Source organism: Streptomyces musisoli, from assembly GCF_016741855.1.
In the GTDB taxonomy this organism is placed as follows: domain Bacteria; phylum Actinomycetota; class Actinomycetes; order Streptomycetales; family Streptomycetaceae; genus Streptomyces; species Streptomyces musisoli.
Genome location: NZ_JAERRH010000029.1, coordinates 35,990 through 60,413, shown reverse-complemented (window position 1 = coordinate 60,413; position 24,424 = coordinate 35,990). Strand labels below are relative to the sequence as shown.

The following is a 24,424-nucleotide window of genomic DNA, read 5'->3' as shown; positions in this document are numbered from 1 at the left end:
GCACGTCCACCTGCTCGTGAACTTCCCGCCGAAAGTTGCCCTGTCCCAGCTGGTCAACAGCCTCAAGGACGTCAGTTCCCGCAGGCTCCGCCAGGAGTATCCGGAGCTGGTCCGACACTACTGGCGGGCACAGCGGCTGTGGTCCGGCTCGTACTTCGCCGGGTCGGTCGGCGGGGCTCCACCGGCGATCGTGAAGCAGTACATCGAGCAGCAGAACCGGCCCGTCCAAGCTGAGATCGACAGTGCGGACCCATGCGCACAGCGCGAGTCAGAGCACTTCTCAGAATCGCTTCACCACCGGGCTAAATCCCGGTGCACTGCGATTAGACCCGGTAGCAGACGACGGCGGCGCTGGTCAGCACCGCCAGCGGGGCGGACAAGATGCCCGCGACCAGTCCTGCGGCCACCGACCGGCTTGAGGCACATCGCGGCGTCCGCGAGATGGATGACGGCGAGGCCGGCCAGCGGCCACCAGGGCTGGACCACAGTTGTTGCTCCTTCAAAGGTTCGGATCTGCGTGCGTCGAGCAGGGGCACATCTGGGAGAGGGGGCGGCGCGGCGATTCGTGACACCGACAGCGAAGGCCCGTGGTCGGGGCGTGGCGGCCGAGGAGGGGTGGTCGGCGTCCTTCGTCCCCGTCGGGTACCGCATCAAGCGGCCGCCTGGGCGACCGCGATCGACCAGCAGATGTAGAAGACGTTGACCACCACCCGGGCCGCCGCTCCGACCGGCCGCTCCAGGAACCGGGCCCGGTCGGCACGGGCGGACCGCAGGGCGTCGACGTGGGAGACCAGATAGATGGTGATCAGCGCGGCGGCGGCCCACCCGCCCGCCGCACGCCACCGCGGGGTCAGCACCAGCACGCCCACCGCGATCTCCGCCGCGCCGGCGGTGGCGACCAAGAGCCCGGGCCGGGCAAGCCACCGTGGAACCAGGGTGCGGAAGTAGCCGGGCACCACGAAGTGCGCCACCCCCACCCCCGACAGGAAGATCCCCAGCGAAACGGCCGCGATACGGTTCATGGCGTGAGCATCGCCCCCGCCCGCGCATGGGAGCTTGAACGAAACGATCGCCGCCTGGTGTTCGCCTCGGATCCGAACGGGGCGATGTTCGCCGAGACCGGCGCGTTCAGCGTCACCGCGCACCGCCACCCGGTGTGGAAGGTCGTCCTGTCGCCCGACGGGCTCGTCGCGACCCGGCTGCCAGGAAAGCGTCCGGTCACCTCGGCCGGCGTGATCGTGCCCCCTCGGCTCGTCCACACGGCCGGCGCCTCGTCCTCCTACACCGCCCTGTTCCTCGACCCCTGGAAGCTGCCTCCCGACCTGGGTCTGACCCACCTCGACCGGGCCGCCGTGCGCCGCGTCCTCGCCGCCCTGGACCCCAACGCGGCACCCGGTCCGGACGCTGACCTCGCCGCAGCCGCAGCCGAACTCGGCGCTCTGACCGGCGCCGCACACCGCCTCGATCCCCGCGTGGCCCATGCGATCGGGGAAAGCACCCGCGACACCCCGCCCGCGGAGATCGGCTCCATCGCCGACAACGTCGGGTTGTCTCCGGCACGTCTGCGCGCCCTGGTCCGTACGTCAGTGGGAGTCCCGCTCGTACAGCTCAGGATGTGGGCGCGCCTGCGGACCGCCGTTGCCGCCCTGCCCGGCACCACGGTGGCGGCGGCCGCCGCGTCAGCCGGCTTCGCCGATCAAGCCCATCTCGCCCGCACCGCCCGCGGCCTCCTCGGCCGCACGCCCGCCTCCATGGGACGGCCCCCGACCTGCCGGGTGCCCTGAACCGGCCACCCGATCGGCTCCCTGCTCGATCAGAAGTACCGTTCCGGAGACAGTAGAGCGGAGTGGGGTGTACCGCCCCATGACAGCCCACACCGCTACAGAAACCGCTCCATGGCAGCAACGCCGCCCTTCACGCCCGCCCGGTGGTGGGGCCGGCCGCCTTAAGGTGCCGATTGTGCGCTGCACGGCGCACCGGGCAGCCGGTGCGTGCCCCTGCGGTACGTGCCACGCTGGCGGCGGGTGTGCGTCCGGCATGGGCGCTGTCACGTGGACGCCGGTTTGTGCGCACCTGCCCGCTGCCTGTACGCACGGCGTACAAAGACCGTACGCCGGACGTTCCCGATGCGGCCTGGGAGGTGTTCCGGTTCATAGAGCTGTCGCCCGCAATCTGACCTGGGACGAGGTGGACCCCCAGCTTCTCCTGGAAGGACTACCGCGACCTGATCCAGACCGCACACCAGCAGCTCGGCGGCCCGATCGTGCTGGTCTCAGACCGACCTCAAACCCAGTCCAGGGCATCTGGTCGGTCCTGCGCCGCACCACCACGGCCAACCGCGCGTTCGCCGGCCCCGAAGACCCCATCACCGCCGTCCGGGGCGGTTTACGCCAGCTCCAGTACCGCCACGAAGTCCTCTGCGGCCGCCTTACCGGCACCGGCCTCCGGCACCAGCCATCGTGACGACATCACGTATCGCAGGTCAGTAACACCTCCTACCATCAGCCGCTGTCGTGGCACTCGCGTTCGGTGGGGGACTGGCAGGCCTGGCACAGTTCGTGCCGCCCCTGGAAAGTGATCACGCTTCCCCAGCCGTTGCACACCTCACAGCCGGCAGCCAAAGCGGCGTTGGCGCGGGGGTTGGCCTCGGGAGCGGCCATCGTTCCGTAGGTCATTGAGATTCTCCTGGCGTCGGGACTGTCCCGGTGATGCACCCTTGGCTACACACGCCCATTTTATTCCGTTTCATGCCCGCTTGTGCCCATTCATGTAGATTTTATGACCGTTTTACCCTGCAGTGGCAGCCGGACTTCCTGCGGCCGGGGAATCGATCCCTGAAGTGGTGCGGTGGCCGGGTGGTCGGCCGACGGTCGAAGGGGCGTGGCAAGCGCGGTCACGCCACTCTCGCGCCAGAACGGGCGGGGACTCACGGGGGCCGAGGTACACAGAGGTGATTTCCGACGGGCTCTGCCCAAGCTGGGAAATCCGCAGTTCACACCCGTGATCACCCAACCTCGCCCCTAGGTCCTGCTGTGAAAGTCCTGGTCGCGTGAGGCCTGGCGTCCGCTGGGGGCGTTCGCTGTCAGTGCGGCGAAGTCGGCGTGGGCCTGCCCGACGGCTTCGGGGTATGCCTCGCGCTTGGCGTGTTCGGCGAGCGCCTGGTAGATGCTGGCCACCGAAGGGTTCTGTCCCTTGCGCTTGCCGGTGGGGATGAACAGGTCGGGCTGGATCTGTTCGACGGACTCGCCGAGCGCCCGGCGCCGCAGCACGGTGTGGAGCATGTCGTCGGTGATGACCGGGGGCCGGCCGTCGTGCTTGCCCTTGCGGGCCGCGGTGTCGAGCCCCTCCAACGTGGACTCCCGGATGTTCTCCCGCTCGGTCTCCGCCATCGCCGCGACGAACGCGAACAACAGCTTCCCCGGCCCGGTGGGGTCGTAGATGTGGGGCAAGGGCCCGGCGAGCATCTCCAGGACCAGGCCGTGGGCGGTGAGGTGGTCCGCCAGGGCGGTGAGTTCGGCGGCGTCGCGGCCGGGTACACGGTGGAGATGGCCCGGCAGTGCGGGGCGTGGGCCTTGACCTCCCGCACCGTCCGCAGCGCTTCCCCGAACTTGGGCCGTACGCGGACCCGGGTGCTGATCTTTTCCCGGACCGGACGAGCAACCTACGCACCCCGCCATCCCTCGGGGAGATCGCGTCCGGCCATTGTTCGGCCGCCTGACCAGGCCTGCCAAACAACTGCGGCCGCTGAACCTGATGAAGCAAGCGCTCAGACAGGGCTTCCCGGACGCCGAGCGCGTCCACCTGGGCGCTGTGCTGTCCCCATGAAGCGGAAGCGGTGACGTGCCCCGGCCGGGCAGGCCCTCGCGACAGCAGGCCCGGTGTCGAAACCGGCCGCTGTGCCGAGAGATCCTGCCCAGCCGCCCCAGCCAGCCGAGGTGCGCCCATGAGGTCGATCCGGTGCTGCACACGGCAACCGCAGCCCCGGGCCGGGCGACGCGCACGGCGCGATCGATACCAGACAGTCCTTCGACGGTCCATTACTGAGGTTGTGGGCGTGACGTCGTCGGGGGGCTGACGGATGGTGACGGTCGCAGCAGCGTCCAGACCTCGATCAGGTCCTCCAACTCCCACTCCTGCCGCACACCAGGCTCCTTCCGGTCGCCACGCCCGGACCAACCTCGCCGAGCACGGCCCGCGATCCGCTACACAGAGCTACGTGTCACTTCGCCGCAGCTTCGGGAGAACATGGCGAGGATCTCCGCGAGTTCGCGGAAACTGACGCTTCTTCAGCGGGAACCCGAGGGTCCAGGGGTGCCATTCTCGGGGGTCGACCCGTGGGTTCGTGGCGAACACACGGGATCGGCTTCGAGGTCGGCCTGGAGAAGCTGCCGGGCCGAGTCCGCGTAGCGGATGGCGGTCTTCTCGTCGATGCCGAAAACGAGGGCGAGGTGGAGGGGGTCGGCGCCGTGGGTGAGGGCCTCTTCGCGCTGGCGGTCGACGCGGAGCCGTTCGAGGGTGGCGGTGAGGTTGCGGGTGGCTCGGGTGCTCCGGGTCGTCCGACCGAGTGGATGGAACTGCCCACCGACGCTGACGGATCGAGGAACATCATCCCGTCGGGCACAGTGAAGCTGAGCTGCAGTTGCGGTTGGCAGGCACGCGTTCAGCACTTGCAGGTACCGCGAACCAGAAGGGAACACCTCGAAAAGCAGGAAGGCTGACCGTCGCCCAGCGCGTCATGGTGGGCATGGAGCCGCAGATCATCAGATCCGGCCACCTCACCGCGCGCGTGCTCGGTGTCGACCTCGCCACCGGCGGCGGGACCGGTGGACACACCTGTCCCGCGCTGACCGCGATTCGCACGCTGTGGGCCCGGCTCGCCGGGGAAGGCCGGGCGCTCGAGATCCTGTGGATCGGAACGGCTGACGGCCTGGAGGCGCGTGTGGCACCGGCCGAGGGCATCGCCTCCACCGCGGTGGCGACGGGCAAGATCCGCCGGTCGAAGAAGACCCCGGCCAGCCAGGGGTCCGGCTGCGCTGCTGTCTCGACATGCGCCAGAGCCCCTCAGCCGTCTCGGATGCAGCGGGACGGCTGCCTCACCTCTTCGCCGTGCAGCCGGTTGGGGAGCTGACCGTGTCGGCGATCGATCGGGCCGCCACCGATGCCAGGGCGGGCGGTGCAGGCGTGGTTCAGGCGGTCCGCTTGCGGTCCGTGGCCTGGATCGGCAGTGGTCGGCGAAGGTGTTCGGTGCGGGCGGTCTGCAGCAGCAGGCGCCAGGAGGTGACCGTCGGGCGGCGCCGCAGTAGAGCGCGGCGGTCACGTTCGGTCATGCCTCCCCAGATGCCGTGCTCGATGCGGTTGTCGAGAGCGTGGGCGAGGCATTCGGTCCGGACCGGGCAGCCGTTGCACAGGGCTTTGGCCCGGTTCTGGGCCGCGCCCTCGACGAAAAGCTCCTCGGGATCCGCGGTGCGGCACTTCGCCCGTGTCTCCCACTCCGGATCGTCCCTTATCATGGCCGGCTGCCCTCCCCGTGCTTTTCCCCCGCCTGCGGGGGGCTTGATGCAGACCGTATGCCCAGGACCCGCAGGTGATGATCCTCTGCGCAGTTACAACCCTTACGAGCGACGCCACCGTTGACAGCGACGGCCCTCTCGGCCAGCGCACCGGCGCCTGATCGAGCACCCGGGCAGTGAGGCAGTGGCCGCATGTGCGGTCGATACGTCTCCACTCGGCGCCCGCAGGACTCGGCGCAGCTGTTCCACGTCGCCCAGTGGCCCGCCGCCGAGGCGCTCGCACCCAACTGGAACGTCGCCCCGGCCGACGACGTCAGGGCCGTCTTGGAGCGCACCCCGCACAGCGACGACGGCGGGACGGCACCCGTGGGGGAGCTGCGGCCGCTGCGCTGGGGCCTGGTGCCGTCCTGGGCGAAGGAGCCGAAGGTCGGCGCACGGATGATCAAGGCCCGGATGGAGACCGTGCACGAGAAGCCGGCCTTCCGCCGCGCGTTCGTCATCACCTGGTACCCCGCGTCAATGCCGATGCTGTGCACTGTCCACAAGGCTGCCGGGTCGTCGGCCAAGCACTGCCTCATCGTCGGCTGACCATTGCGGGCGACCAAACACAGCTTGTCACCAACGTTCTGCCGAAGTTCGGTCAGCGTTTCAAGTCCAGTGGTCATCAGCCAGGTCTGACAGGCGCCATCGTTGCAGCCTGTCGTGTAGGGCCCGTAGTCGGCCCGGTACGGCGGGCCGGGCGGCGCGGGCACGGCGCGCGGTCGCCGTCGCCGCGGGGTCGCTCTTACGGAGTGTTTCGGTGCGCTGGGCGGAGTGCTGTACGTACGGGCCGGCTGGGCAGGAGTCCACGGTGGAAGCATGCCGTTGGGACAGAAGCGGAGCCAGCATGCATGAACCCGACGACGACGGCCGTGAGGCCGCCCTGCGGGAGGAGATCGAGCAGCTGAAGACAGCGCTCGAATCGCGTGCCGTCACCGACCAGGCGATCGGCGTCGTCGTGGCCTACGGCCGCCTGCCCTCCCGGCAGGGCCGGGAGGTCCTCGTCGAGGTCTCGCAGCACACCAACACCAAACTCCGAGAGGTCGCGGCCCACCTGGTCCAGTGGCCGATGTGCGCCTGGCTACCACCCGAGATCCGCACTGCCCTAGACGCAGCACTGCAACGCCGCGCCCCCTCCACCCGCCCCGAAGAGCCACCCCCGGACAGCTGTCCCTGACACGGCCGGCCGCCACCTGAGCCGAGGCTCGGTGGTTGTCATCGACAGCACCGCTTAAGCTGCGCAGAAACCGGGTCGACGCAGTCGGACTGTCACCAGAGAGGCGCTGGAGTTGTCACGTATAGCCGGTCATTGGTCTTCCTGTCACCGTGGCGCAGTGTGACTCGCGACGACCTCATCACCATGCTCCGTGACCAGACCTCGGCATGCGGGCCTGCACGTAACGCCCTGATCGCCGGGGCCGACTTCGTCGTCTGGGACGGCCTGGTCCCGGCCAACCGGCACGCGGGCGTCTTCCGGCGTCGAATGCACCACTCCTTGAAGCGTGGCCATACGATCGGCGGCCTGGCCGAGAGCGTCGGCCTCCTTGTACGAGCCGGGGAGGAGCCGCTTCGTACCGGATCCATCGACACGGTGGACAGGTCGTCCTGGTTCATCATCTTCCTGAACTCCACGGCGACAGCGGTGGTGGCGTGCTGCGGCGCACGCCGACCGACCACCGTGGAGGCGGCCAACACCCCTCAGTCCGGCGCCCAGCCTCGCGGGTGACGAAAGCCTGCCGATGTGACAACTACCGAGTCTCGGCACACCACCCCACCGTGGCCTGGATGAGCCGAAGCTCGGGAGTTGTCACCCGGTGAGCCGTTTGAGCCTGGTGAGCCGGGTGAGCCGGGTGAGCCTGGTGAGCCGGGTGAGCCGGGTGAGCCGGGTGAGCCGGGTCAGCCGGGTGAGCCGGCGAAGGAGACAGGTCGAAGCAGCCCTGTTGTCACCAACGAGGCATGTGGCTCGTCACAGATGCTCATTCAGCAGCCATGCTGTCACCAGCTAGGACGGGGGAAGAGCTGCCCGCAGCCAGCCCCAGGTTTCGGGCGAACTTCCAGCCGTCATCGTGAAGTTGGATGGATCTCGACGTCCTGATGACATGATGCGGTAACAGGCGTAGTTGTCTGGTGTCCGTGATTCGGGGGTGTCATGGGAGCAGGTGAACTCGCCGCGGCCGCTGTCGGGGTCGTGGCGGCTGCGATCACAGGGGCAGCAACCAGGGTGGGAGAGCAGGCCGGGGCTGCTATCACGCAGGTCGTACGAGACCGGCTGGGGGCGTCGGATCGTGGTCGGGCTGCACTGACGGGTCTAGATGAGAGCGGGGCGTCGCCTGAGGCGCAGGCCGGGGCAACGGCGATTCTCGCCGAGGAGATCGAGGCCGATCCCCGGCTGCGACACGCGCTGGCGCTTCACCTTGCACCGCATGTGGCCGGCGGTGTGACCATCGACCGCAACCGGATGCGCGGCGACAACCCGATCCTTGTCGGCAGCGGGACGATCAACTTCAGGAAGCCGACGTCAGCGGCCGGCATGGTGGCGCTCGTCCTGGCCGTGCTGGTGGTCCTTGCCGTGATCGTCCTCGCTGTGTACGGCGGGAGCCGGGTCCTTGGTTCTGATGACTCCTCGGACAGCGGTCATGGCTCCGCATCCGCGACAGCCGGCGAGAACGATGGTCCGACGTCGAGCAGCGGCAGCGAGAAAAAGACCATTACACCTCGTGCACTGACTGTGGCCGAGGCAAAGGAAGTGGTGCCTGGACTGGAGGACATGCCGTCAGGCTGGACAGTCTTCAGCGAGCGCAACGGGTTCCGGCTGAAAGAGGCAGAGGCCACGGGATGCAACCGGGGGACTGCGATCTACGAGAACCCGAAAATGAACTCGGGTAACCTCCAGGTGTCCTACGCCGTGACCGCGTGCCGAGACATCCAAAAGGTGATCGGCTGGTTCGCAGGGGAGCTGAAGTCGGCCAACGGTCCTAGAGATGCCCAAAGCGAAAAATCGGAAGAGACGCGTATCACGATGCCGCGGTGTGGTGATGAGAGCTTCGCGACCACATTCGATTACCCCAACGCCCCGAGCTTCGAACGGGGCGAGAACATCGAGATCCGAGCCCGGGTGGGTGCGGTCTTCGTCGATATGACATACGGTCCAATCGGCGACGACCTTCACAGTCTCGACGCCATGGAGCGGGCCCAGGCGCTCATGCAACTCGTCTGCGATCGGGCTGTCGCTTTCCAGAGCACGCTCTGACCGCCTCGAGTCCCACGGATCCGATGCCCCGCTGCCGCTCCGTCACGAGGCGGCAGCCGACGGTCTGGGGAGGGGGCAGCAGATCAGGGCGTTGTAGATGGTTGCCGCGTAGGCAATCCCCGAGTGGTGGTCGGCGCTGGGTGCCGGCCCCCGATGGCACGCTCCCCACGAACAAGCACGCTGAACAGCGCGGGGCCCTGGAAGTTGCGGGTCGAGGCCGAACTGGTTCATCACGTCGGTGAACAGCCTCTGCGCGGCAACGGTGCATCCGCCCCCGTGTTCGCCGAACGCGGCCGAGAGCACGGCACGGGCCTGGGCACCTTCCCTTGGGTCGGGGAGCGGATGATCTCCTGCTTCACGGCTTTCGCCGTCTACCGGTCCGCTGGGAGAACGTGACGACATCCACGAAAGCCTCCCTTGGCCTCGCCACCTGCTTCAACACCCGCCGACACGTCCAACGCCGCTGTCAGAACTTCTCAGCCAGCGACAGCGCGGTTCGGCGGCGGTAGTAGGCGATCGCCAGAGCGATGGTGAGGGGGCCCCATACGGCGATGGGGGTGACGCACACCGTCGCAAGCGTCTCCCAGGCACCGCTGGTGTATTCGACAGTGTCGATGACGCAGTAGGAGGTGAGTTCACGACGGTTGCCGATCGGGATACTGGTGAACAGAAAGGTGAGAATCAGGCCGCCGAGGACAGCGGGGGCGGCGGCCGCCATCGGTCGGATGCGTCTGCCGCCGATGACCGGGATCCAGTCGGGTGCCACCTCTCCCCCGCCCCGGACCAGCCCCGTCGTCAAGATCGCGATCGCTTCTGACAACACGCCGAGCCCGAGCACATACGGGATGCTCACCCAATAGATCGCATGAAGATCTTCAAGGCAGCGTCACGGTGAGCCAATGACGGCACCCTTAGCGAGGGGCGCTTGCTCCAGGCCTCGGCTCTACCCGATCAGACGGTAGTCCGCGAATCACGGGGCGCGGATCCCGCCGCTTGGGAACCCTGCTCGTGGCAGACACTCCCCGATGAGTTGATCAAGCTGGAACGATCCGCCGAGGAAGAACGGTCCAAGGTCGCCGGCCTCACCGACGATGAGTACGACGCCCAGGGGCGCTGGTAACAGGCGCCGTCCTCACCACGCGAGCAAAGGTGAGCCGAGAGGGCGCATCGTGGGGCTATTGGCGGGTGCTGGGACGGGTTGCCGGACACGAGCGCCTGTGCGCCGGTCACGCCCTCTGCCCGCACTCGGCCCAGGCGCCGCACGGTCGAACGCATGGGGTCTGCCGGGGAAGTGTGCGTAGGGCGCGGGGACGGGACGGACTGCCCGAACGGGGAGGACGAGGTTCTGATCGACGGGATCCGGTGCGAGGAGTGCCTGCACTACTGGGAGCTGGATGCGGCGGAGCCAGAGCGCCGGCTGGTGACGGATGACGGGCTGACCCGGCCGCACGGGGAACCACGGGAGGCCGGACCGGGGACCGCTGCATAGCCGGCGCGGGTGGTGCGACTCAGCACGCTGACACACTCGTTGGCGCTGCTCACCAGCACCCGCGCTGTGGGCCTCGAATAGGTCCGATCGTAGGCGGCTGGGAGACGGACGGTCAGGCGGCGCAGCCGGCCGTCGTCGGTGGATCCGGGCGCGCACCGGGGGCCTCGTGGGCGTCGGCCGGCGAGAACGGCGAAGCCGCAGCCGACCCGCGGGAGGGTCGGCTTCGGCTCTGGCTCTGACTTCGACGTGAGGTCAGGAAGTGCGCTTCAGTGTCCAGGTGTTGGGGTTGAGGCTGGGGACGGCGGAGTAGCGACAGCCGCTGGAGTAGTAGGTGCTGGTGATGGTCCAGCCGGCCGGCGGCCAGGTAGACGCGCAGGCGTTGACCTGCGTACCCACGGGATAGCCTCTCAGATCCTTGATCTGCTTCATGTTGGGCGTGAAGCCGGATCCGCACCCGGCGCTGTTCCACCACTGGACGTCGACCCAGCCGTCCGGGGTGAGGGCGCTGGCGCACATGTTGGCCGTGTCACCGGGGGCCGCGGAGGCGGGACTCGCGGTGACGGCCAGGGCGGTGACGGCCATGGTCGCCAGTGTGACGGCGAAACGGGTGCGGATCACGAGACGTTCCTTCCTCGGCACACTGGGGATCGCCGCCGACCGTCGGCGGGTCGTGCCAGGCGCCGCACCATTGCTATCCGACTGGCCCAACTCCAGAAAGTCACCTTCTGGGCATATCTCGGCGACCGTTCAGAGCCGTCGTTGTGGCGGTCAGCCGATCGACTGCCGGGCCGCGGCGCGCACTCCGGGTCAGGCGGCGCGGCAGGGTTTGCGGGGCCCGCCTCTCGATTCGTCAAAGGTGGCATCGGCTACATTCTTGCCGCATCGGAAACCCGGGAGACCGACACCGGCCATCACCGGATTCGTCCGCTACCGACTCCGGCGGTGTAGGGGCGGCAGACGGCGTCGGTGATCTGAGTCCGGGTCATGCGGGTGGTGGTGGGGATGCCGACACCGACGAGCCTGGATGGCAGGACCGGTTCTGGCGCACCCGCGACTACCTGCCCGAGTTCGCCGCCCTCCTCGCGGAATTTCCCTCGCTCGCGGGAATGGCCGACGCAATCGGCGCCCGCGCGGAGCCGGTGGCCCGTTGCTCGGTCTCCTGCCCGACCGCCGTACGCTACTCGGTGCGCAGCGCCGTGGCCGTACGGGCCTTGGCCGCCCAGCCGGCCGGAACCAGCGCGCCCGACATCGCGAGCACGAACCCGCCCAGCCCCAGCAGGAGCAACTCGCCAGGTCCGTACACATCGAGGACCGACGATGGCATACGGGTGCCTACGGCACGCCCCATCACCGGCATGACCACGTGGTGCAGCGCGTACCCCGCCGGTACGCCGATCAGCCCTCCGACCACCCCGATCGCGGTCACCGAGGCGAGCACGAGGCTCATGGTCTGCCGCGGCGACATGCCGATCGCCTTGCAGACGCCCAGGTCGTGGACACGTTCCCGGGTGTCCAGGATGACAGAGTTGAGTACGCCGAGGCCCGCCACGGAGACCAGCATGAGGGTGAGCAGCACCGCCATCGCATCCATGATGAGGATGACGCCCTTCTGCTCCGAGGGGGCGTTGGTCGCAGCGTCGCCGCCCAGCGGCTGCAAGACCGCGGCGAGCTTCTGGGCGTACTCGTCGGCGGAGACACCGGGCATCACCCCGACGAGGAAGGTACTGGGCTCGGCCGACCGGAAGTTGGCCATGTCCGCGTGGATCTCCAGCTCGTTGCCCGAGGTGTCGAAGGACTCGCCCACGATCCGTAGGTTCGCGGTCTCCTTCTCGTAGGTCACCCGCACCGTGTCACCGATCTCGGTGCTCGTTCTTTCCAGGAAGCGCGTGGGCACCACGACCTGCCCCTTACCGGTGATCCAGTGCCCGGAGAGCATCTCGTAGCTGCCGGAGCGCGAATCACCCTCGTAGAGGCCGGCCTGAACCGATCCGGAGATCCCGGCCACGGCGACCTCGCTCTGGGCCTTGCCGTAGTACGATCCCGTGCCCGCCTGGGACGTGATGGCAGACCGCACCTTCGCCGGTGCGGCGACCTTGGGTTTGGACGTGCTTGCCACGCCGTCACCCGCGGGAGTCGGGCTTGCCGCGCTGCCCCCTACAGGAGGAGGCGGAGGGGGAGCGACGTTGTTCAGCTTGGTTGTCGTGACCGTGACCGCGGCACGGCCGTCGGTGTCCTGAGAGGCGCCGACCTCGCTCAGGGACGAGGTGAGCCCCACCGCGAAGGTCGTCGCGACCGTTCCGAACGCCACCGCGAGCAGCATCGCGAGGGTGCGGACCGGATGCGTGAAGGGGGTGGCGAGCCCGTAGGTCACCGGTCGTGGCAGCGGCAGCCGCCCGATCGCCCGGTGCGCCCACTGGCCGCGGCCCGTGCGCGGCGACCTCCCCACCGCGATGGCCTCGACCGTACGCAGCCTTCCGGCCCGTAGTGCGGGAATCAGCGCGGCGAGCCCCACGACGACCAGGGTGGTGGCCGGCACCGCGACGTCCACCCACCAGGCCGTCGAAAGCGAGGCGGTGCCGTACATCTCCTGGGTGTCCCCCAGCAGCGGCGCTGCCAGGAGGTTTCCCAGGACGACCCCTGCGGCGATGCCGGCGCCGGCCGGAATCAGTGCCTGGGCCACGTAGGCACGTACGACCTCACGCGGAGTGAAGCCGATGGCCTTGAGGATGCCGATTCTGCGCAGGCTGGTGCCGACCGCACCGCTGATGACACTGCTCACGATGATCACCGACATCACGATGCCGAGCGCACCGAAAGCCGTCACGAACGGGACGGTCGCCGCCGCACCCTGATCAGCGGCGCGCTTGGTGTCCAGCCAGGACCGGGTACCCAGCAGCGCCCCGGACCCTACGGAGGCGGCGAGCTTCTTCCGGTCGGCGAGAATCTGCTCCTTCGTGCTTGCGGACTCGAAGCGGTAGAGCATCTGACTGGTGACCGGGCGGCCCTCCGACCCCAGCACCTCGACCTGCGCGGGTGTCGCCCAGGCGTCGGCGGTCTTGCCGGCCGACACGACGAAGCCGACGATCGAAAGCGTCTGGGCGTTCGCGGCGCCCGAAGCCTTCAGGGTGGAGCCGATCTCGATGGCAGGCCCCTCGAACGATGCGGCGAGCACGATCTCGCCCGGCTTCTGCGGCCACCGGCCGGACTTCAGATCCACACGGTCCACGTCGCCGTCCGGACCGGACCGCCCGACCAGGGTCAGCGTCGGCATGCGGAAGCCCGCCTGATCCACCGGGCGGAACGCCGTGGACGGGTACGGCCCCGCGATCGCGGTGACGCCGGCCAGCTTCCCGGTCTCCGCCAGTTGCGCCGCGCTCACCTTGACGGGATCGAATTGTGCCGTGATGTGCGCACCCCGCTGCTTCCCGAACGCGCGGTCGAAGGGTGCGGCCGCGGCGACCATCAGCGACCCGGCGACCACGGCCGAGGCCACGGCCACCAACGTGGCCACGGCGATCACCACCGTCTGCACCCGCCGCCGGCCCACCCCGGAGCGGACGACCCGGCCCAGCGCGCCGGTACCGAACAGGCTCATCGGACGGCCTGCGCATACGAGTCGAGGGCGACCTGACCGTCGACCAGGTGAATCGTGCGGCTCGCGCACGCCTCCGCCAGCGCCAGGTCATGCGTCACCAGCACGATGGTCTGCCCGGCGCGGTGCAGATCCATCAGCAGATTGCGGACGTCGTGGCCCGAGGCGGTGTCGAGCGCACCGGTGGGCTCGTCAGCGAGCAGCAGCGCGGGCCTGTTGATCAACGCCCTGGCGACCGCCACCCGTTGGCGTTCACCTCCGGACAGCCGTCCTGGATAGGCGCGGGCGTGCTTTTGGATGCCCAGCATCTCCATGAGCTCACCCGCGCGGGCCGCGGCCTTGCGCCGGCTGGTCCCGGTCAGCTGGGCCGGGAGCTGGATGTTGTCGGTGACAGTGAGGTCGTCGAGAAGATTGAAGAACTGGAAGGCCATGCCGATGTGCTCGCGACGGAACCTGGCGAGGGCGTGCTCGCTCAGCTGGTCGATCCGCCGCCCGGCCACGACCACCGCGCCATCGGTCGGCTTGTCCAGGCCGGCGACAAGGTTCAGCAGCGTGGACTTGCCGCTGCCGGAAGGGCCCGTCACGGCAAGCGCCTCACCCTTGGCGACACTGAGCGTGAGGGGTCCGAGCGCCGGCGCGCTTGCGCTGTCGTAGCGCTTCGCCGCACCCTCCAGCTCGATCAATTGATGCATACGAGTTGTCCGTCCTTCAGGGTCGCGAGGTACATGCCGTTGCCGGCCCCGCGAAGCTAGAGGCTGCCGCGGACGGGGCGCGTCGGCCGCGGAACCGACATCAGCCCCTTCCTCCGGAGGATTCGGCCGCGGAGTCATACCTGAGAAGGAGTCCTCTCGGACAACTCCCTGAACGGACAGGCGGACGCGGGCCGGGCGGAGAGCGCAACACAATGTGGGGATGGAGAAGGAAGACCGGCGCAGCCGGCATCAGCAGCTCATCGACGCGTTACGCCCGGAGGCGAAGGCCGCCCCGCTGTCCCGGCGAGTGGTGCGCACCGATGTGGCGCTGGCGGTCGTCCTGACTGTCATCGCCCTGTTCGTGGCAGTGCGCTATCCCGGCGACGGGCCGGTGAACATCGACCCGAAGGCCAACGTCGGGGCCGGGGCCCCGGCCCCGCCCCCGCCGCCCGTGCCTGGTCAGGCACCCGTGGAGGACGAGCCCTCCCCCGTGCCCTGGGCCTTGGTCGTCCTGTCGACGCTGTCGCTGGCACTCCGGCGCCGGTATCCGCTGACCCAGTTCGTGGCGGTACTGGGCGCGGCACTGGCCATCGGCGGCTCCGCCTCCTGGATGACCGTCCTGGCCTGTGTCATCGGCGCTTACAGTGCCGTCGTATACAGCCGATACCGGATAGCGGCGATTGCCGTCCTGGTGATCGCCGCCGCGCTGTCCGGTGTCGCTTTCCGCAACGCGGACCCTGTGCTCCCGGGATGGTCCAGCCCGGGATTCGTGCTGCTGGTGGCCGGGATGCTGGCCAGCCTCGTCCGCTTCCTGCAACTGCGGCTGGCCTCCAGCCGGGACCGGGTCACACAACTGCAGGAGGCTCAGGAAGACGCCACGCGCCGGGCCGTCGAGGAAGAGCGCGCCCGCATTGCCGCCGAACTGCACGACGTCGTGACCCACAATGTGAGCGTGATGGTGATCCAGGCAGGCGCGGCCCGCAAAGTGATGGACATGATGCCCGAGCAGTCGAAGGAGGCACTGCTGGCCGTCGAGGCGGGCGGCCGGGCCGCCATGGCCGAACTGCGCCATGTGATGGGTCTGTTGGCCGCCACGGACCACGAGAGGCCCGACGGCCTGGAGCCCCAGCCCGGGCTCGCGCAGCTCGACGCGCTGGTCGCACGAGTACGCGCCGCCGGGACGCCCGTGAGCGTCGAGGTGTCGCTGCCGCCGGATCCGCTGCCACCCGGGGTGGACCTCGCGGCGTATCGCGTCGTACAGGAGGCGCTGACCAACACGATCAAACATGCGCGCGGCGCGCAGGCGTCCGTCGCCATCGGTTACACCGACGACCGGCTGGAGATCGAGGTCACGGACACCGACGGCGCCAAGGAATCCCCGCCGGTGGAGAGCAACGGCCGAGGCCACATGGGGCTGCGCGAGCGGTTGGCCGTCTACCAGGGCGAGCTGACGGCCGGGCCGGCAAAGGCCGGCGGATACCGGGTCACCGCCCGTATCCCGCGGAGCACCATATGAACAAGGACCAGCCACCGCTGCGCGCCGTCATCGCCGACGACCAAGCCCTCGTACGCACCGGTTTCAAGATGATCCTGGCCGCGGACGGCATCGAAGTGACGGCCGAGGCAGCCGAAGGGGCCGAGGCCGTCGCAGCGGTCCGCCGTACGCGGCCCGACGTGGTCCTCATGGACATCCGGATGCCGGAGATGGACGGCATCGAGGCCACCAGGCGCATCCTCGGCGACGCCGGCCCGGATGGAACGCGGGTCATCATCCTCACCACATACGACCTCGACCACTATGTCTACGCCGCGCTCACGGCCGGCGCCAGCGGCTTCCTACTCAAGGACGTCGCCCCCGAACACCTGGTCTCCGCCCTACGCCTGGTGCAGTCCGGCGACGCTCTCCTCGCGCCCGCCATCACTCGTCGGCTGATCGAGCGGTTCGCCCATCGCTACGAACCGCAGACCATCGCCGCGCACCGCGATCTGTCCGACCTGACCCCGCGCGAGCTCGAGGTGCTCCGTCTGCTGGCGACGGGCCTCAGCAATGCCGAACTCGCCTCCCGGCTGTTCCTCAGCCCGACCACGGTCAAGAGCCACGTCGGCCGCATCCTGTCGAAGCTGGACCTGCGCGACCGGGTCCAGGCCGTCGTCTTCGCCTACGAGACGGGTCTGATCGCCCCGCGCCGGGGCGCCTAGACCTTCACCCAGCTGGCCCTTACGACTGCTGCCCCGGCAGCGTCTCCTGCAATTTGCTGGGCCGGTGCGGGCTGCTGGTGCACGACCGGCTGCTGGACCGGCGCCGGGGCCTGAGCCGGTGCGTGGGGTGTCACGACGGGCTGCTGCGCGTCGGGGTGGGCGGCTCCAACCGGCTGCGGCTCGGGGGTGGCGTGCTGCCGCTGCTACGACGCCGGGGCGGTCGGCGGCGGGAACTGCGGCCGCAACGGTGATCACGATCGACACGAGTCGCGGCAGTCCGCGCTTCCATGATGTCCGCATGCAGGAGAACCACTCGGTGACCGACGAAGCAGACGCGCCTTACCCTCTTCGGGGTCGGGTTCATCCTGCTGATCACGTACGGAAGCTGAGCGGAGAGGGACGCGGCATGACGACTTCCATGGCGACATCGACTTCGTTTCCTGAGGCGCTGCGTGACTGACAGAGAGCTGATCGAGAGCATCCGCGACCGACCGGGGATGTACGCCCTGGACAGCACCTACTACGCGGCGGCCATGCGCAGACCCTCATCCGCAGGCCGTGGCCACCGACGAGGACGAGCCCGAGGCCAGTGAGGGTGGTGACCAGCCGCCGGCACTTCCAGCCCTTCTCCGCGACAAGATCAAGGCCCGCCTGCCAGCCCTCCATCGAGGCATCCGGGACACGCACGTCCGGCGCTCCGACGCACCCTCGTTTCCCTTGACCAAAGACAAGACATAGGGGCGCACCCCCCGCTGGTCGATCGCCCGGGTCAGCTCACGATTCGCCTCCCGGGCCGCCGCCAGATCGCCTGGCTCGCTTGCAGGGCTTCGGTCAGCTGCGCGTTGCCCTGCTCGAGCCGGGTGGCCGTGCGCTGACCTCGCCCCGCACGCGGATGTACTGATGATCCCTCCCCTACGGGGCGATCAGTCGTCGGCGATCTGCAGGGCCACCGCGAAGTGCTCACCGTCCGTCCCTGCGAGCAGGCTGTCGAACACCGGGGTGAGCCCGTTCACCGCGCCGCATCCGGCGTCGTGGTTGGTCCACCAGCTGGCCTCCGCTCCGAGCAGGGACACCACCCGGTCCGCCGCGCGTTCGGCGGTCTCGACGGGCAGGTGCCGGTGGCTCGGCCAGACCAGGTCGGCGGCCGCGAGACGGGTCAGGAACGAGGCGGCCGCGTCCATCTCCACCGGTTCCAGAGCGGCGCAGATTTCGGGGACGCACGGCGGCGCGTACCCGAGCAGGAAGCGCCGCCAGGCCTCGTCCACCGCGACCGCGGCCAGCAGCGTACGGATCCGGCCCGCCAGCTCTGGCAGGTCGGGTTGTGGCTCGGTGAAGCGCCCGGCTGCCACGTACACCCGCGTCGGCGTAGACAGCTCTGCCATGCCGGCTTCCAACTCGGCGAGAACTCCCATGGACGGGAATTCTGCCGTACGCTCCCCCGCGCCCCGGACCTACCGACACGCTCAGGGACCGACTGCCGGTGGTGCGAGCGTGGAGGCGAAGCGGGCAGCGCCGGCGCAGCACCAGAGCCGAACGTACCGCCAGGTCGTAAGCGAAGTCCGCCGCACTTTCGGGCGCAAGCCGACCTGCGGGCTGGTCGGCCACCGACACGAAACCGAGAGATCGCATGCGCGCACTCAGGATGCGTTCAGGTGGCCGGTGGCACGGTCGTTGGCCATGACATACGAAACGTCCGAGACATCCGCAGTGCCCGAGGCCGGTGGGCCTGCCGTTCCGGCGCGGCACCGGCCCCGCTGGAACAAGGTGCCCGAGGTCACCCTCTACTTCTGGATCATCAAGGTGCTGTGCACGACGGTCGGGGAGACCGCGGCCGATCTGTTGAACGAGAAGGCCGGCCTGGGTCTGACCGGTGTGTCGGTGCTGATGAGCGCTCTGCTCGCGGTCGTGTTGGTGGTGCAGTTCCGTACGACGGCGTACCGAGCCGACGTGTACTGGCTCGCCGTGGCTCTGATCAGCGTCGTCGGCACGCTGATCAGTGACAACCTCACCGACGACATGGGCGTACCGCTGGAAACGAGTACGACGGTGTTCGCGGTCCTGCTCGCGATCGTGTTCGTCGTCTGGTACCGGCGTGAGCGGACGCTGTCCATCCACAGCATCGACACCACCGGCCGCGAGTCTTTCTACTGGCTCGCGGTGCTGTTCACCTTCGCCCTGGGCACCGCGGCCGGCGACCTGGTCTCCGAGCGCATGGACCTCGGTTACTGGCTGTCCGCCGTCCTGTTCGCCGCGGCCATCGCCGCGGTGGCCATCGCCCGCTTCGCGCTGGGTCTGGACGCGGTGGGGAGCTTTTGGATCGCCTACATCCTCACCCGCCCCCTTGGCGCCTCCATCGGCGACTACCTCTCCCAGCCGACCGATGACGGCGGGCTGGGCCTGGGCACCGTGGTCACCAGCGCGCTGTTCTTGGCCGTCATCCTCGGCCTGGTCATCTACCTGAGCGTGACGCGCAAGGACGTCACCGAGCCGGAGCCTTCCGCCCGGCATACGGCCTGACCTGCCCCAGGCGTTCAGGATGCGTTCAGGCACTCTGTGCCACGGTTCGGAGATCAAGGCTGCCGACGGCGGCCGGCACATTCAACAGGGCGCTCGACCCGTCACGCGGGGCGAGCGCCCTGTCGTTACCGGACAGGAGGCATCGAATGGAGAATTCGGAGGTCCTCACCGACCTCGACGTGGCGGCCACGTCGTCCAGGACCAAGTCGGTGATGAAGAAACTGCCCGAGGTCACGCTGGCGTTCTGGATCATGAAGATCGCCGCGACGACCCTGGGCGAGACGGCGGGCGACCTCTTCGCGCAGACCCTGAAGCTGGGCTACTTCCTGACCACGGTCGTGCTGTTCCTGGTCTTCGTGGTGACGCTGGTGGTCCAGCTGCGCTCCAGCCACTACAACCCGTTCTTCTACTGGACCGTGATCCTGTCGACCTCCATGGCCGGCACGACCATGTCCGACTTCATGAACCGCGACGCCAGCGCCAAGTACCTCTCGGACGGCGCGACGAAGCTGGGCCGGGGACCGCAAGGCCTGGGCCTCGGCTATCCCGAGGGAGCGGCGATCCTGATCTCGGTCCTCCTGGTGATCTTCCTCGCCTGGAAGCTGAGCGGGATGACGTTCCAGATCCGCGACATCGTCACCTTCAAGGGCGAGGCGCTCTTCTGGGCGGCGATCCTCGTGTCCAACACCCTCGGAACCTCGATGGGCGACTTCCTCTCCGACAGCTCCGGTCTCGGCTACCTGGGCGGCGCGTTGCTCGTGACCGGTGTGCTGGCCGTGCTGGTGGCGCTGATGAAGGTCCCGGTGGTGCCGAACGTGCTGCTGTTCTGGATCGCCTTCGTCCTCACCCGCCCGCTGGGCGCCACCGCTGGCGACTTCCTCACCAAGCCTGTCGCCAAGGGCGGCCTGGATCTGGGTACCGCGGGCTCGTCCGCCGTGCTCCTCGCCGCCCTGTTCGGGCTGATGGCGTACGCCCACGTGCAGGAACGCCGGGCGGTGAAGGGCGTGCAGGAACCGGTCATCCGGCGGGCAGACTGACCGTGAACCTGGCCCCAGGCGTGTGCCGGGGGTCGTAGGACACCTCACCGCCGACGGCGCGGGCCAGGCGTCGCGCGAGCGGCAGGCCCAGGCCCGCGCCGTCGTGGCCGTCGCCGGGATCGGCGCGTCGGCCGGGCTGGAACAGCTCATCCCTGAACGTCTCCGGCACACCGGGGCCGTCGTCGACGACATCGATCCGCACGGCGCCGGGGATGCGCCGTGCCGACACGGTCACGCGGGAGTGGGCGTAGCGGGCGGCGTTGTCGAGCAGAGGGCTGAGGATGCGTTCGAGGGGAGCGGGGACGACACCCGCCTCCAGCACCGGCGCTTGCGTATCCACCGCTGTCTTCACCTGGTCCGGGGTGTCGAGGCGCTGGAGCAGACGGTTCAGGACCGGGAGGATGTCGGTCGTTCCGGGGACCGTTGCCGGGTTCAGCGCGTTCTCGCGGGCGTCGTTCAGGAGTGTGTCGCAGATGACGCGCATGGACTGGGCGGCCTCGGCGATCACCTCCTGGGTGGCGCGGGTCTCGGCGTCCGTGCGGGGGCGGGCCCGCCACCAGTCGAGTTCCATGACGATCCGCGTGAGCGGCGTGCGCAGTTCGTGGGACAGCTCTCCGGTCAACTGCTGCTCGTGGCGCAGGACGGTGCGTATGCGGTCCAGGAGCGCGTCCAGGGAGACACCGAGGCGGGCGAGTTCGACCGGGTGGCCCTCCGCGCCGAAGCGCTCGTCGGAACCTACCGCGCTCCACTGGGTGGCCTGGTCGGTCATCGTCCGCACCGGGCGCAGTGCCCTGCCGACGGCCAGGCGGGTGAGTACGTAGGTGCAGCCGAGCATCACGGCGTCCAGGACGAGTGAACCCACCAGCAGGGTGTCGGCCGAACTGCGGTACGGCGTCAGGTCCAGGGCGGTGACGACGGTAGCGGTGGCGCGACCGCCGGGGACGCGCTGAGCGCACAGCCGGACGCTCCGGTGACCGTGTGCCTGTACGGTCGCGCAGGCGTCCCTCGGCTGGGCGGCCAGCCGGTCGGCGGCTCGGGTCGGCGGGTCGCCGGCGGTGGCGGACGGCGGCTTCTCCAGCAAACGGGTTCCGGCGTAGATCCACACATTGGCGTCAAGGAGGCGGTCGTTGACGGTTTCCAGGACGCGCACCCGGGGTCCGGTGGTGTCGACGGTCGTGGCCACCGCTGCCGCCCGGCTGCGCAGTTCGTCGTCCGTCTGGTGCCGCAGGTGCCGGTCCATCACGGCGTTGAACACGACGGTCAGGATCGTCATCAGCAGGGCCGCGGTGGTCAGCGCCACCAGGGAGAGCCGACCGCGCAGGGTGCGCGGGGCGAGGCGCCGCAGGACACGCCGGGCACGGTTCATGACAGGCGGTGTCCGATCCCGCGCGCCGTACCGATCGTCAGGCCGCTGCCCGCCTCACGCAGCTTGCGGCGCAGCCGGCTCAGGTACTGGTCCAGGGTGTTGTCACTGACCTGCGCGCCCTCGGGCCAGCCGGCCCGCACCAGGTCACGGCGGCGTACGAGGGTCCCGTTCGCGGCGACCAGCGTGGCCAGCAGCCGGAACTCGGTGGGCGACAGGGTGCTGCGGGCGCCGCGCACGGTCACTCCGTGGTCCACCGGGTCCAGGACCAGGTCTCCGGCCGAGGCCACCGCAGTGGGGGCCGTCCGTCGGAGGACGGCCCTCAGCCTGGCGGCGAGTTCGGCGAGGTGGAAGGGCTTGGGCAGGTAGTCGTCGCCCCCGGCGGAGAAGCCGGACAGGCGGTCGGTGAGCTGGTGCCGGGCGGTCAGGAAGATCACCGGGCCGAGGAAGCCGTTGGCGCGCATCGCCTGGCACACGTCCCGGCCGTCCGCGTCGGGCAGGCCCACGTCCAATACGGCCGCCGCGACGTCGTTCGTGGCGAGCCGCAGGGCGGTGGCCCCGTCGGCGGCCGGGACCGGGTCGAAGTCCTCCTCGTACAGGCCGCGGCGCAGGACGTCACGTAGGCCGTGATCGTCCTCCACCACCAGGATCTTAGGGCGCATGGTCCTCCCTCGGCTCCGCGGACGGAATCGTCGTGTCATCGAGGAATGCGGAGGGCGGAAGACAGGCGACCGCGCACAAACACGTCCCCAGCCAGCCGATGGCGAACAGCCAGCCGCCCATGACGTCGGTGAACCAGTGCACGCCCAGGTAGATCCGGGTCAGGCCCACCAGCAGTCCCCAGCAGGCGACGGCGATCCGCAGGGCCGCGCCACCGCGTGGGGCGCGCAGGGCCAGCGCGATGATCAGCATTCCGGCGGTCAGGGCGGCCGTGGTTGCGTGCCCGGACGGGAACGCCCAGCCGCCGGCGTGCGTCGCCCAGTCCCTGTGCGGTGGGCGCGGCCGGTGGACCAGTTCCATCACGCCGTATCGCAGCAGCTGCCCGAGGCCCAGGCAGGCGAGGCAGAGCACGGCGGCCTGCCGGCGCTGCCGTGCGGTACGACCCATCAGGGCGCCGGCGAGCGTGGCGAGCAGGTAGGGAACGACACCGGTACCGGTGCTGGTCACGCCCCGCATCACCGCCACAGCCGTCTCCGGGCGGTGACCGACCGCCCAGGTGAGAAGGCCGTGGTCCAGCCACAGCGGGCCACCGGCCCGGCCGCCGACAACCATGGCCAGCACGGCGAACGCCGCCCATGCCCCGAGGCCGGCGCTGCCGGCCAGCTCGGCGACCTCCTTGCGGTTCACGGGGCCGACAGCAGCGGACGGAGCGGAGCCGACGCAGCCACCCGACGGGCCAGCGCCGAAGATCCGCGCCGGACGGCGAGCATCGAAGTGAGCGCGATCAGCCCGCCCACCACCAACCCGGTCACCACGTCGTGCGGGTAGTGCACGCCGACCCAGACCCGCGAGGCCGCCATGGCGACCGCCGCCGCGCAGGCAACCGTGCCCAGCCGCCGCGAGACGAACAGCAGCGCCACGGCGGCAGCCGCGGCGATCGCCGCGTGGTTGCTGGGGAACGACCAGTCGTCGGGCGCCGGACACGCCTCCAGGGTTCTCACCCGCAGTCTCTGGCACGGCCGGTCCTCACGCACTGTCAGCTTCAGCACGGCGTCGACCCCGTACGCCAGGACCACGACCACCGGAACGGCCAGTGCGGTCACCGCCGCTGCCGCCCCCGTCCGCCGGGACCGCCACCAGCCGGCCACCATGAGCAGGGCGAACAACGCCAGCCCGTACGCCGACCACCACGTCACCGCGGTGTCCAGCCGGCCCGGCGAGCGCTGCGCGAGATCCGTCGCGTCCCGATAGGCAAGGCCGTCGATCGACGCTCCGTCGAACGCAAGCATCATCCACGGACCTCCTGCTCCCCGGCGCGCCCGCGGCCGCGGTACAGCTCCACAGCGAGCGGAATCAGCGACGCCACCACGATCAGCCCGACCAGCGGCAGCAGATAGCCGTCCATGTTCGGGATCGAGGAGCCCAGCACGTATCCCGCCAGGGTCAGGCCGACGCTCCACACCAGGCCACCGACGATCTGCCACACGGTGAACACCCGGATGGGCACCTCCAGCGCACCCGCCAATGGGTTGAGCACGGTCCGCACCACCGGCACGAACCTCGCCAGGACGATCGCCTTGGCGTGCCCGTAGCGGCCGAGCAGTTCCTCGGCTCTCTTCGCGCCCTCACGCAGCCGCGCAGAGCGACTGCGCGCCAGCAGGGCACCACCCGCCCGGCGCCCGATCAGATAGCCGCACTGGGCGCCGGCCAGCGCACCCACCGCCGCGGCGGCCAGCAGCGGCCCGAGCGACAGCCGTACGCCGTGCTGCCCGGTGCCGGTGCACAGCAGCCCCGCGGTGAACAGCAGGGAGTCACCCGGCAGGAAGAATCCGATCAGCAGGCCCGTCTCGGCGAACATGACCACACCCACTCCCAGCACGCCGAAGGCGGCCAGGAGCGACTGCGCGTCAAGCGGGTTCACCGCGAGCTGCGTCGACAGAACCACAGGTGTGGTCATCGGCAAGAGTCCTTTCCGGACGGACGACCGGACGCACGGCATCCGACAGGCGCGGGCACCAGACCGTCTACAGTCCCGTAGACGGTCTACTGAACTGTAGACGATCGACGGGGGTGAGG

At 69.5% G+C, this 24,424-nt stretch carries 25 protein-coding genes and 3 pseudogenes; 15 read left to right on the top strand and 13 right to left on the bottom strand.

Translation table 11 applies throughout. The features are described from left to right. Window positions 1-223 (top strand): annotated as a pseudogene (tnpA, locus tag JK361_RS37290) (IS200/IS605 family transposase); the annotation flags it as partial. A 427-nt stretch (window positions 224-650) separates the two neighbouring features. Here tnpA and JK361_RS37285 read toward each other — a convergent pair. Further along, window positions 651-1,022 (bottom strand): DoxX-related protein, encoded by a 372-nt coding sequence (locus tag JK361_RS37285; RefSeq protein WP_201826936.1) that lies wholly within the window; start codon window positions 1,020-1,022, stop codon window positions 651-653. Window positions 1,023-1,025: 3 nt separating this feature from the next. Here JK361_RS37285 and JK361_RS41760 point away from each other — a divergent pair, with 3 nt between their 5' ends. Next, window positions 1,026-1,784: a helix-turn-helix domain-containing protein gene (locus JK361_RS41760; protein WP_307787423.1), complete on the top strand. Its 759-nt coding sequence runs from the start codon at window positions 1,026-1,028 to the stop codon at window positions 1,782-1,784. A 717-nt stretch (window positions 1,785-2,501) separates the two neighbouring features. Here JK361_RS41760 and JK361_RS37275 read toward each other — a convergent pair. Further along, entirely contained in the window at window positions 2,502-2,675 is a 174-nt protein-coding gene (locus JK361_RS37275) for a hypothetical protein (RefSeq protein ID WP_201826934.1), read from the bottom strand. Between the two features lie 345 nt (window positions 2,676-3,020). Continuing rightward, entirely contained in the window at window positions 3,021-3,677 is a 657-nt protein-coding gene (locus JK361_RS37270) for a recombinase family protein (protein ID WP_236054400.1), read from the bottom strand. Between the two features lie 657 nt (window positions 3,678-4,334). Between JK361_RS37270 and JK361_RS37265 the strand changes: the two genes are divergently transcribed. The 7 genes and pseudogenes from JK361_RS37265 (at window position 4,335) to JK361_RS37230 (ending at window position 8,799) form a co-directional block, all read left to right on the top strand. Further along, window positions 4,335-4,718: a hypothetical protein gene (locus JK361_RS37265; RefSeq protein WP_201826932.1), complete on the top strand. Its 384-nt coding sequence runs from the start codon at window positions 4,335-4,337 to the stop codon at window positions 4,716-4,718. A 17-nt stretch (window positions 4,719-4,735) separates the two neighbouring features. Then, a complete protein-coding gene (locus JK361_RS42970) occupies window positions 4,736-5,128 on the top strand; it encodes a glycosyltransferase (RefSeq protein ID WP_504739916.1) in 393 nt (130 codons plus the stop codon). After that, complete coding sequence (locus tag JK361_RS42965) at window positions 5,029-5,634, top strand: hypothetical protein (protein WP_504739917.1); 606 nt, start codon at window positions 5,029-5,031, stop codon at window positions 5,632-5,634. Before JK361_RS42970 ends, JK361_RS42965 begins: the two co-directional genes overlap by 100 nt. A 68-nt stretch (window positions 5,635-5,702) precedes the next feature. Continuing rightward, window positions 5,703-6,005: pseudogene (locus tag JK361_RS37250) on the top strand (SOS response-associated peptidase family protein); the annotation flags it as partial. 391 nt (window positions 6,006-6,396) lie between these two features. Further along, window positions 6,397-6,726 (top strand): ANTAR domain-containing protein, encoded by a 330-nt coding sequence (locus JK361_RS37245; RefSeq protein WP_201826926.1) that lies wholly within the window; start codon window positions 6,397-6,399, stop codon window positions 6,724-6,726. Between the two features lie 159 nt (window positions 6,727-6,885). After that, the gene (locus JK361_RS37240) at window positions 6,886-7,275 is read left to right on the top strand and encodes a hypothetical protein (RefSeq protein WP_201826924.1); all 390 of its coding nucleotides are present in this window, start codon (window positions 6,886-6,888) and stop codon (window positions 7,273-7,275) included. Between the two features lie 423 nt (window positions 7,276-7,698). Next, complete coding sequence (locus tag JK361_RS37230) at window positions 7,699-8,799, top strand: hypothetical protein (protein WP_201826920.1); 1,101 nt, start codon at window positions 7,699-7,701, stop codon at window positions 8,797-8,799. Window positions 8,800-9,265: 466 nt separating this feature from the next. Here JK361_RS37230 and JK361_RS37225 read toward each other — a convergent pair whose 3' ends face one another. Both JK361_RS37225 and JK361_RS37220 read right to left on the bottom strand, forming a co-directional pair. Further along, entirely contained in the window at window positions 9,266-9,652 is a 387-nt protein-coding gene (locus JK361_RS37225) for a hypothetical protein (protein ID WP_236054398.1), read from the bottom strand. 888 nt (window positions 9,653-10,540) lie between these two features. Continuing rightward, window positions 10,541-10,906, bottom strand: coding sequence for a hypothetical protein (locus JK361_RS37220; protein ID WP_307787422.1), 366 nt, complete (start codon window positions 10,904-10,906; stop codon window positions 10,541-10,543). Between the two features lie 389 nt (window positions 10,907-11,295). On the opposite strand from JK361_RS37220, the pseudogene JK361_RS41750 reads away from it, so the two are divergent. Continuing rightward, window positions 11,296-11,430: pseudogene (locus tag JK361_RS41750) on the top strand (MerR family transcriptional regulator); the annotation flags it as partial. 35 nt (window positions 11,431-11,465) lie between these two features. On the opposite strand, the gene JK361_RS37215 reads toward JK361_RS41750, so the two are convergent. After that, entirely contained in the window at window positions 11,466-13,883 is a 2,418-nt protein-coding gene (locus tag JK361_RS37215; RefSeq protein WP_201826918.1) for an ABC transporter permease, read from the bottom strand. Continuing rightward, on the bottom strand, window positions 13,880-14,572 hold the full coding sequence (locus JK361_RS37210; protein WP_201826916.1) for an ABC transporter ATP-binding protein: 693 nt from the start codon (window positions 14,570-14,572) through the stop codon (window positions 13,880-13,882). The genes JK361_RS37215 and JK361_RS37210 overlap by 4 nt, the downstream gene beginning before the upstream one ends. 220 nt (window positions 14,573-14,792) lie before the next feature. Here JK361_RS37210 and JK361_RS37205 point away from each other — a divergent pair, with 220 nt between their 5' ends. Genes JK361_RS37205 through JK361_RS37195 form a run of 3 tightly spaced genes read left to right on the top strand, consistent with a single transcriptional unit; the run spans window position 14,793 to window position 17,022 of the window. After that, window positions 14,793-16,088: a sensor histidine kinase gene (locus tag JK361_RS37205; RefSeq protein ID WP_201826914.1), complete on the top strand. Its 1,296-nt coding sequence runs from the start codon at window positions 14,793-14,795 to the stop codon at window positions 16,086-16,088. Then, a complete protein-coding gene (locus tag JK361_RS37200; RefSeq protein WP_201826912.1) occupies window positions 16,085-16,771 on the top strand; it encodes a response regulator in 687 nt (228 codons plus the stop codon). The genes JK361_RS37205 and JK361_RS37200 overlap by 4 nt, the downstream gene beginning before the upstream one ends. A 53-nt stretch (window positions 16,772-16,824) precedes the next feature. Then, entirely contained in the window at window positions 16,825-17,022 is a 198-nt protein-coding gene (locus JK361_RS37195; protein ID WP_201826910.1) for a hypothetical protein, read from the top strand. Between the two features lie 672 nt (window positions 17,023-17,694). Here JK361_RS37195 and JK361_RS37190 read toward each other — a convergent pair. Then, window positions 17,695-18,153, bottom strand: coding sequence for a hypothetical protein (locus JK361_RS37190; RefSeq protein WP_201826909.1), 459 nt, complete (start codon window positions 18,151-18,153; stop codon window positions 17,695-17,697). A 295-nt stretch (window positions 18,154-18,448) separates the two neighbouring features. On the opposite strand from JK361_RS37190, the gene JK361_RS37185 reads away from it, so the two are divergent. Beyond that, a complete protein-coding gene (locus JK361_RS37185) occupies window positions 18,449-19,288 on the top strand; it encodes a COG4705 family protein (RefSeq protein ID WP_201826907.1) in 840 nt (279 codons plus the stop codon). Between the two features lie 146 nt (window positions 19,289-19,434). Then, the gene (locus JK361_RS37180) at window positions 19,435-20,325 is read left to right on the top strand and encodes a COG4705 family protein (protein ID WP_201826905.1); all 891 of its coding nucleotides are present in this window, start codon (window positions 19,435-19,437) and stop codon (window positions 20,323-20,325) included. Here the strand turns inward: JK361_RS37180 and JK361_RS37175 are convergent. Genes JK361_RS37175 through JK361_RS37155 form a run of 5 tightly spaced genes read right to left on the bottom strand, consistent with a single transcriptional unit; the run spans window position 20,306 to window position 24,305 of the window. Continuing rightward, window positions 20,306-21,691, bottom strand: a complete 1,386-nt coding sequence (locus JK361_RS37175) for a sensor histidine kinase (RefSeq protein WP_201826903.1) — start codon at window positions 21,689-21,691, stop codon at window positions 20,306-20,308. The two genes, JK361_RS37180 and JK361_RS37175, sit on opposite strands and share 20 nt — an antisense overlap. Further along, window positions 21,688-22,350 (bottom strand): response regulator transcription factor, encoded by a 663-nt coding sequence (locus JK361_RS37170; protein WP_201826900.1) that lies wholly within the window; start codon window positions 22,348-22,350, stop codon window positions 21,688-21,690. The genes JK361_RS37175 and JK361_RS37170 overlap by 4 nt, the downstream gene beginning before the upstream one ends. Then, window positions 22,340-23,035: a phosphatase PAP2 family protein gene (locus tag JK361_RS37165; protein WP_201826898.1), complete on the bottom strand. Its 696-nt coding sequence runs from the start codon at window positions 23,033-23,035 to the stop codon at window positions 22,340-22,342. Before JK361_RS37165 ends, JK361_RS37170 begins: the two co-directional genes overlap by 11 nt. Beyond that, complete coding sequence (locus tag JK361_RS37160; RefSeq protein ID WP_201826895.1) at window positions 23,032-23,640, bottom strand: phosphatase PAP2 family protein; 609 nt, start codon at window positions 23,638-23,640, stop codon at window positions 23,032-23,034. The genes JK361_RS37165 and JK361_RS37160 overlap by 4 nt, the downstream gene beginning before the upstream one ends. Further along, entirely contained in the window at window positions 23,637-24,305 is a 669-nt protein-coding gene (locus JK361_RS37155) for a DedA family protein (RefSeq protein ID WP_201826893.1), read from the bottom strand. Before JK361_RS37155 ends, JK361_RS37160 begins: the two co-directional genes overlap by 4 nt. Between the last annotated feature and the right edge of the window lie 119 nt (window positions 24,306-24,424).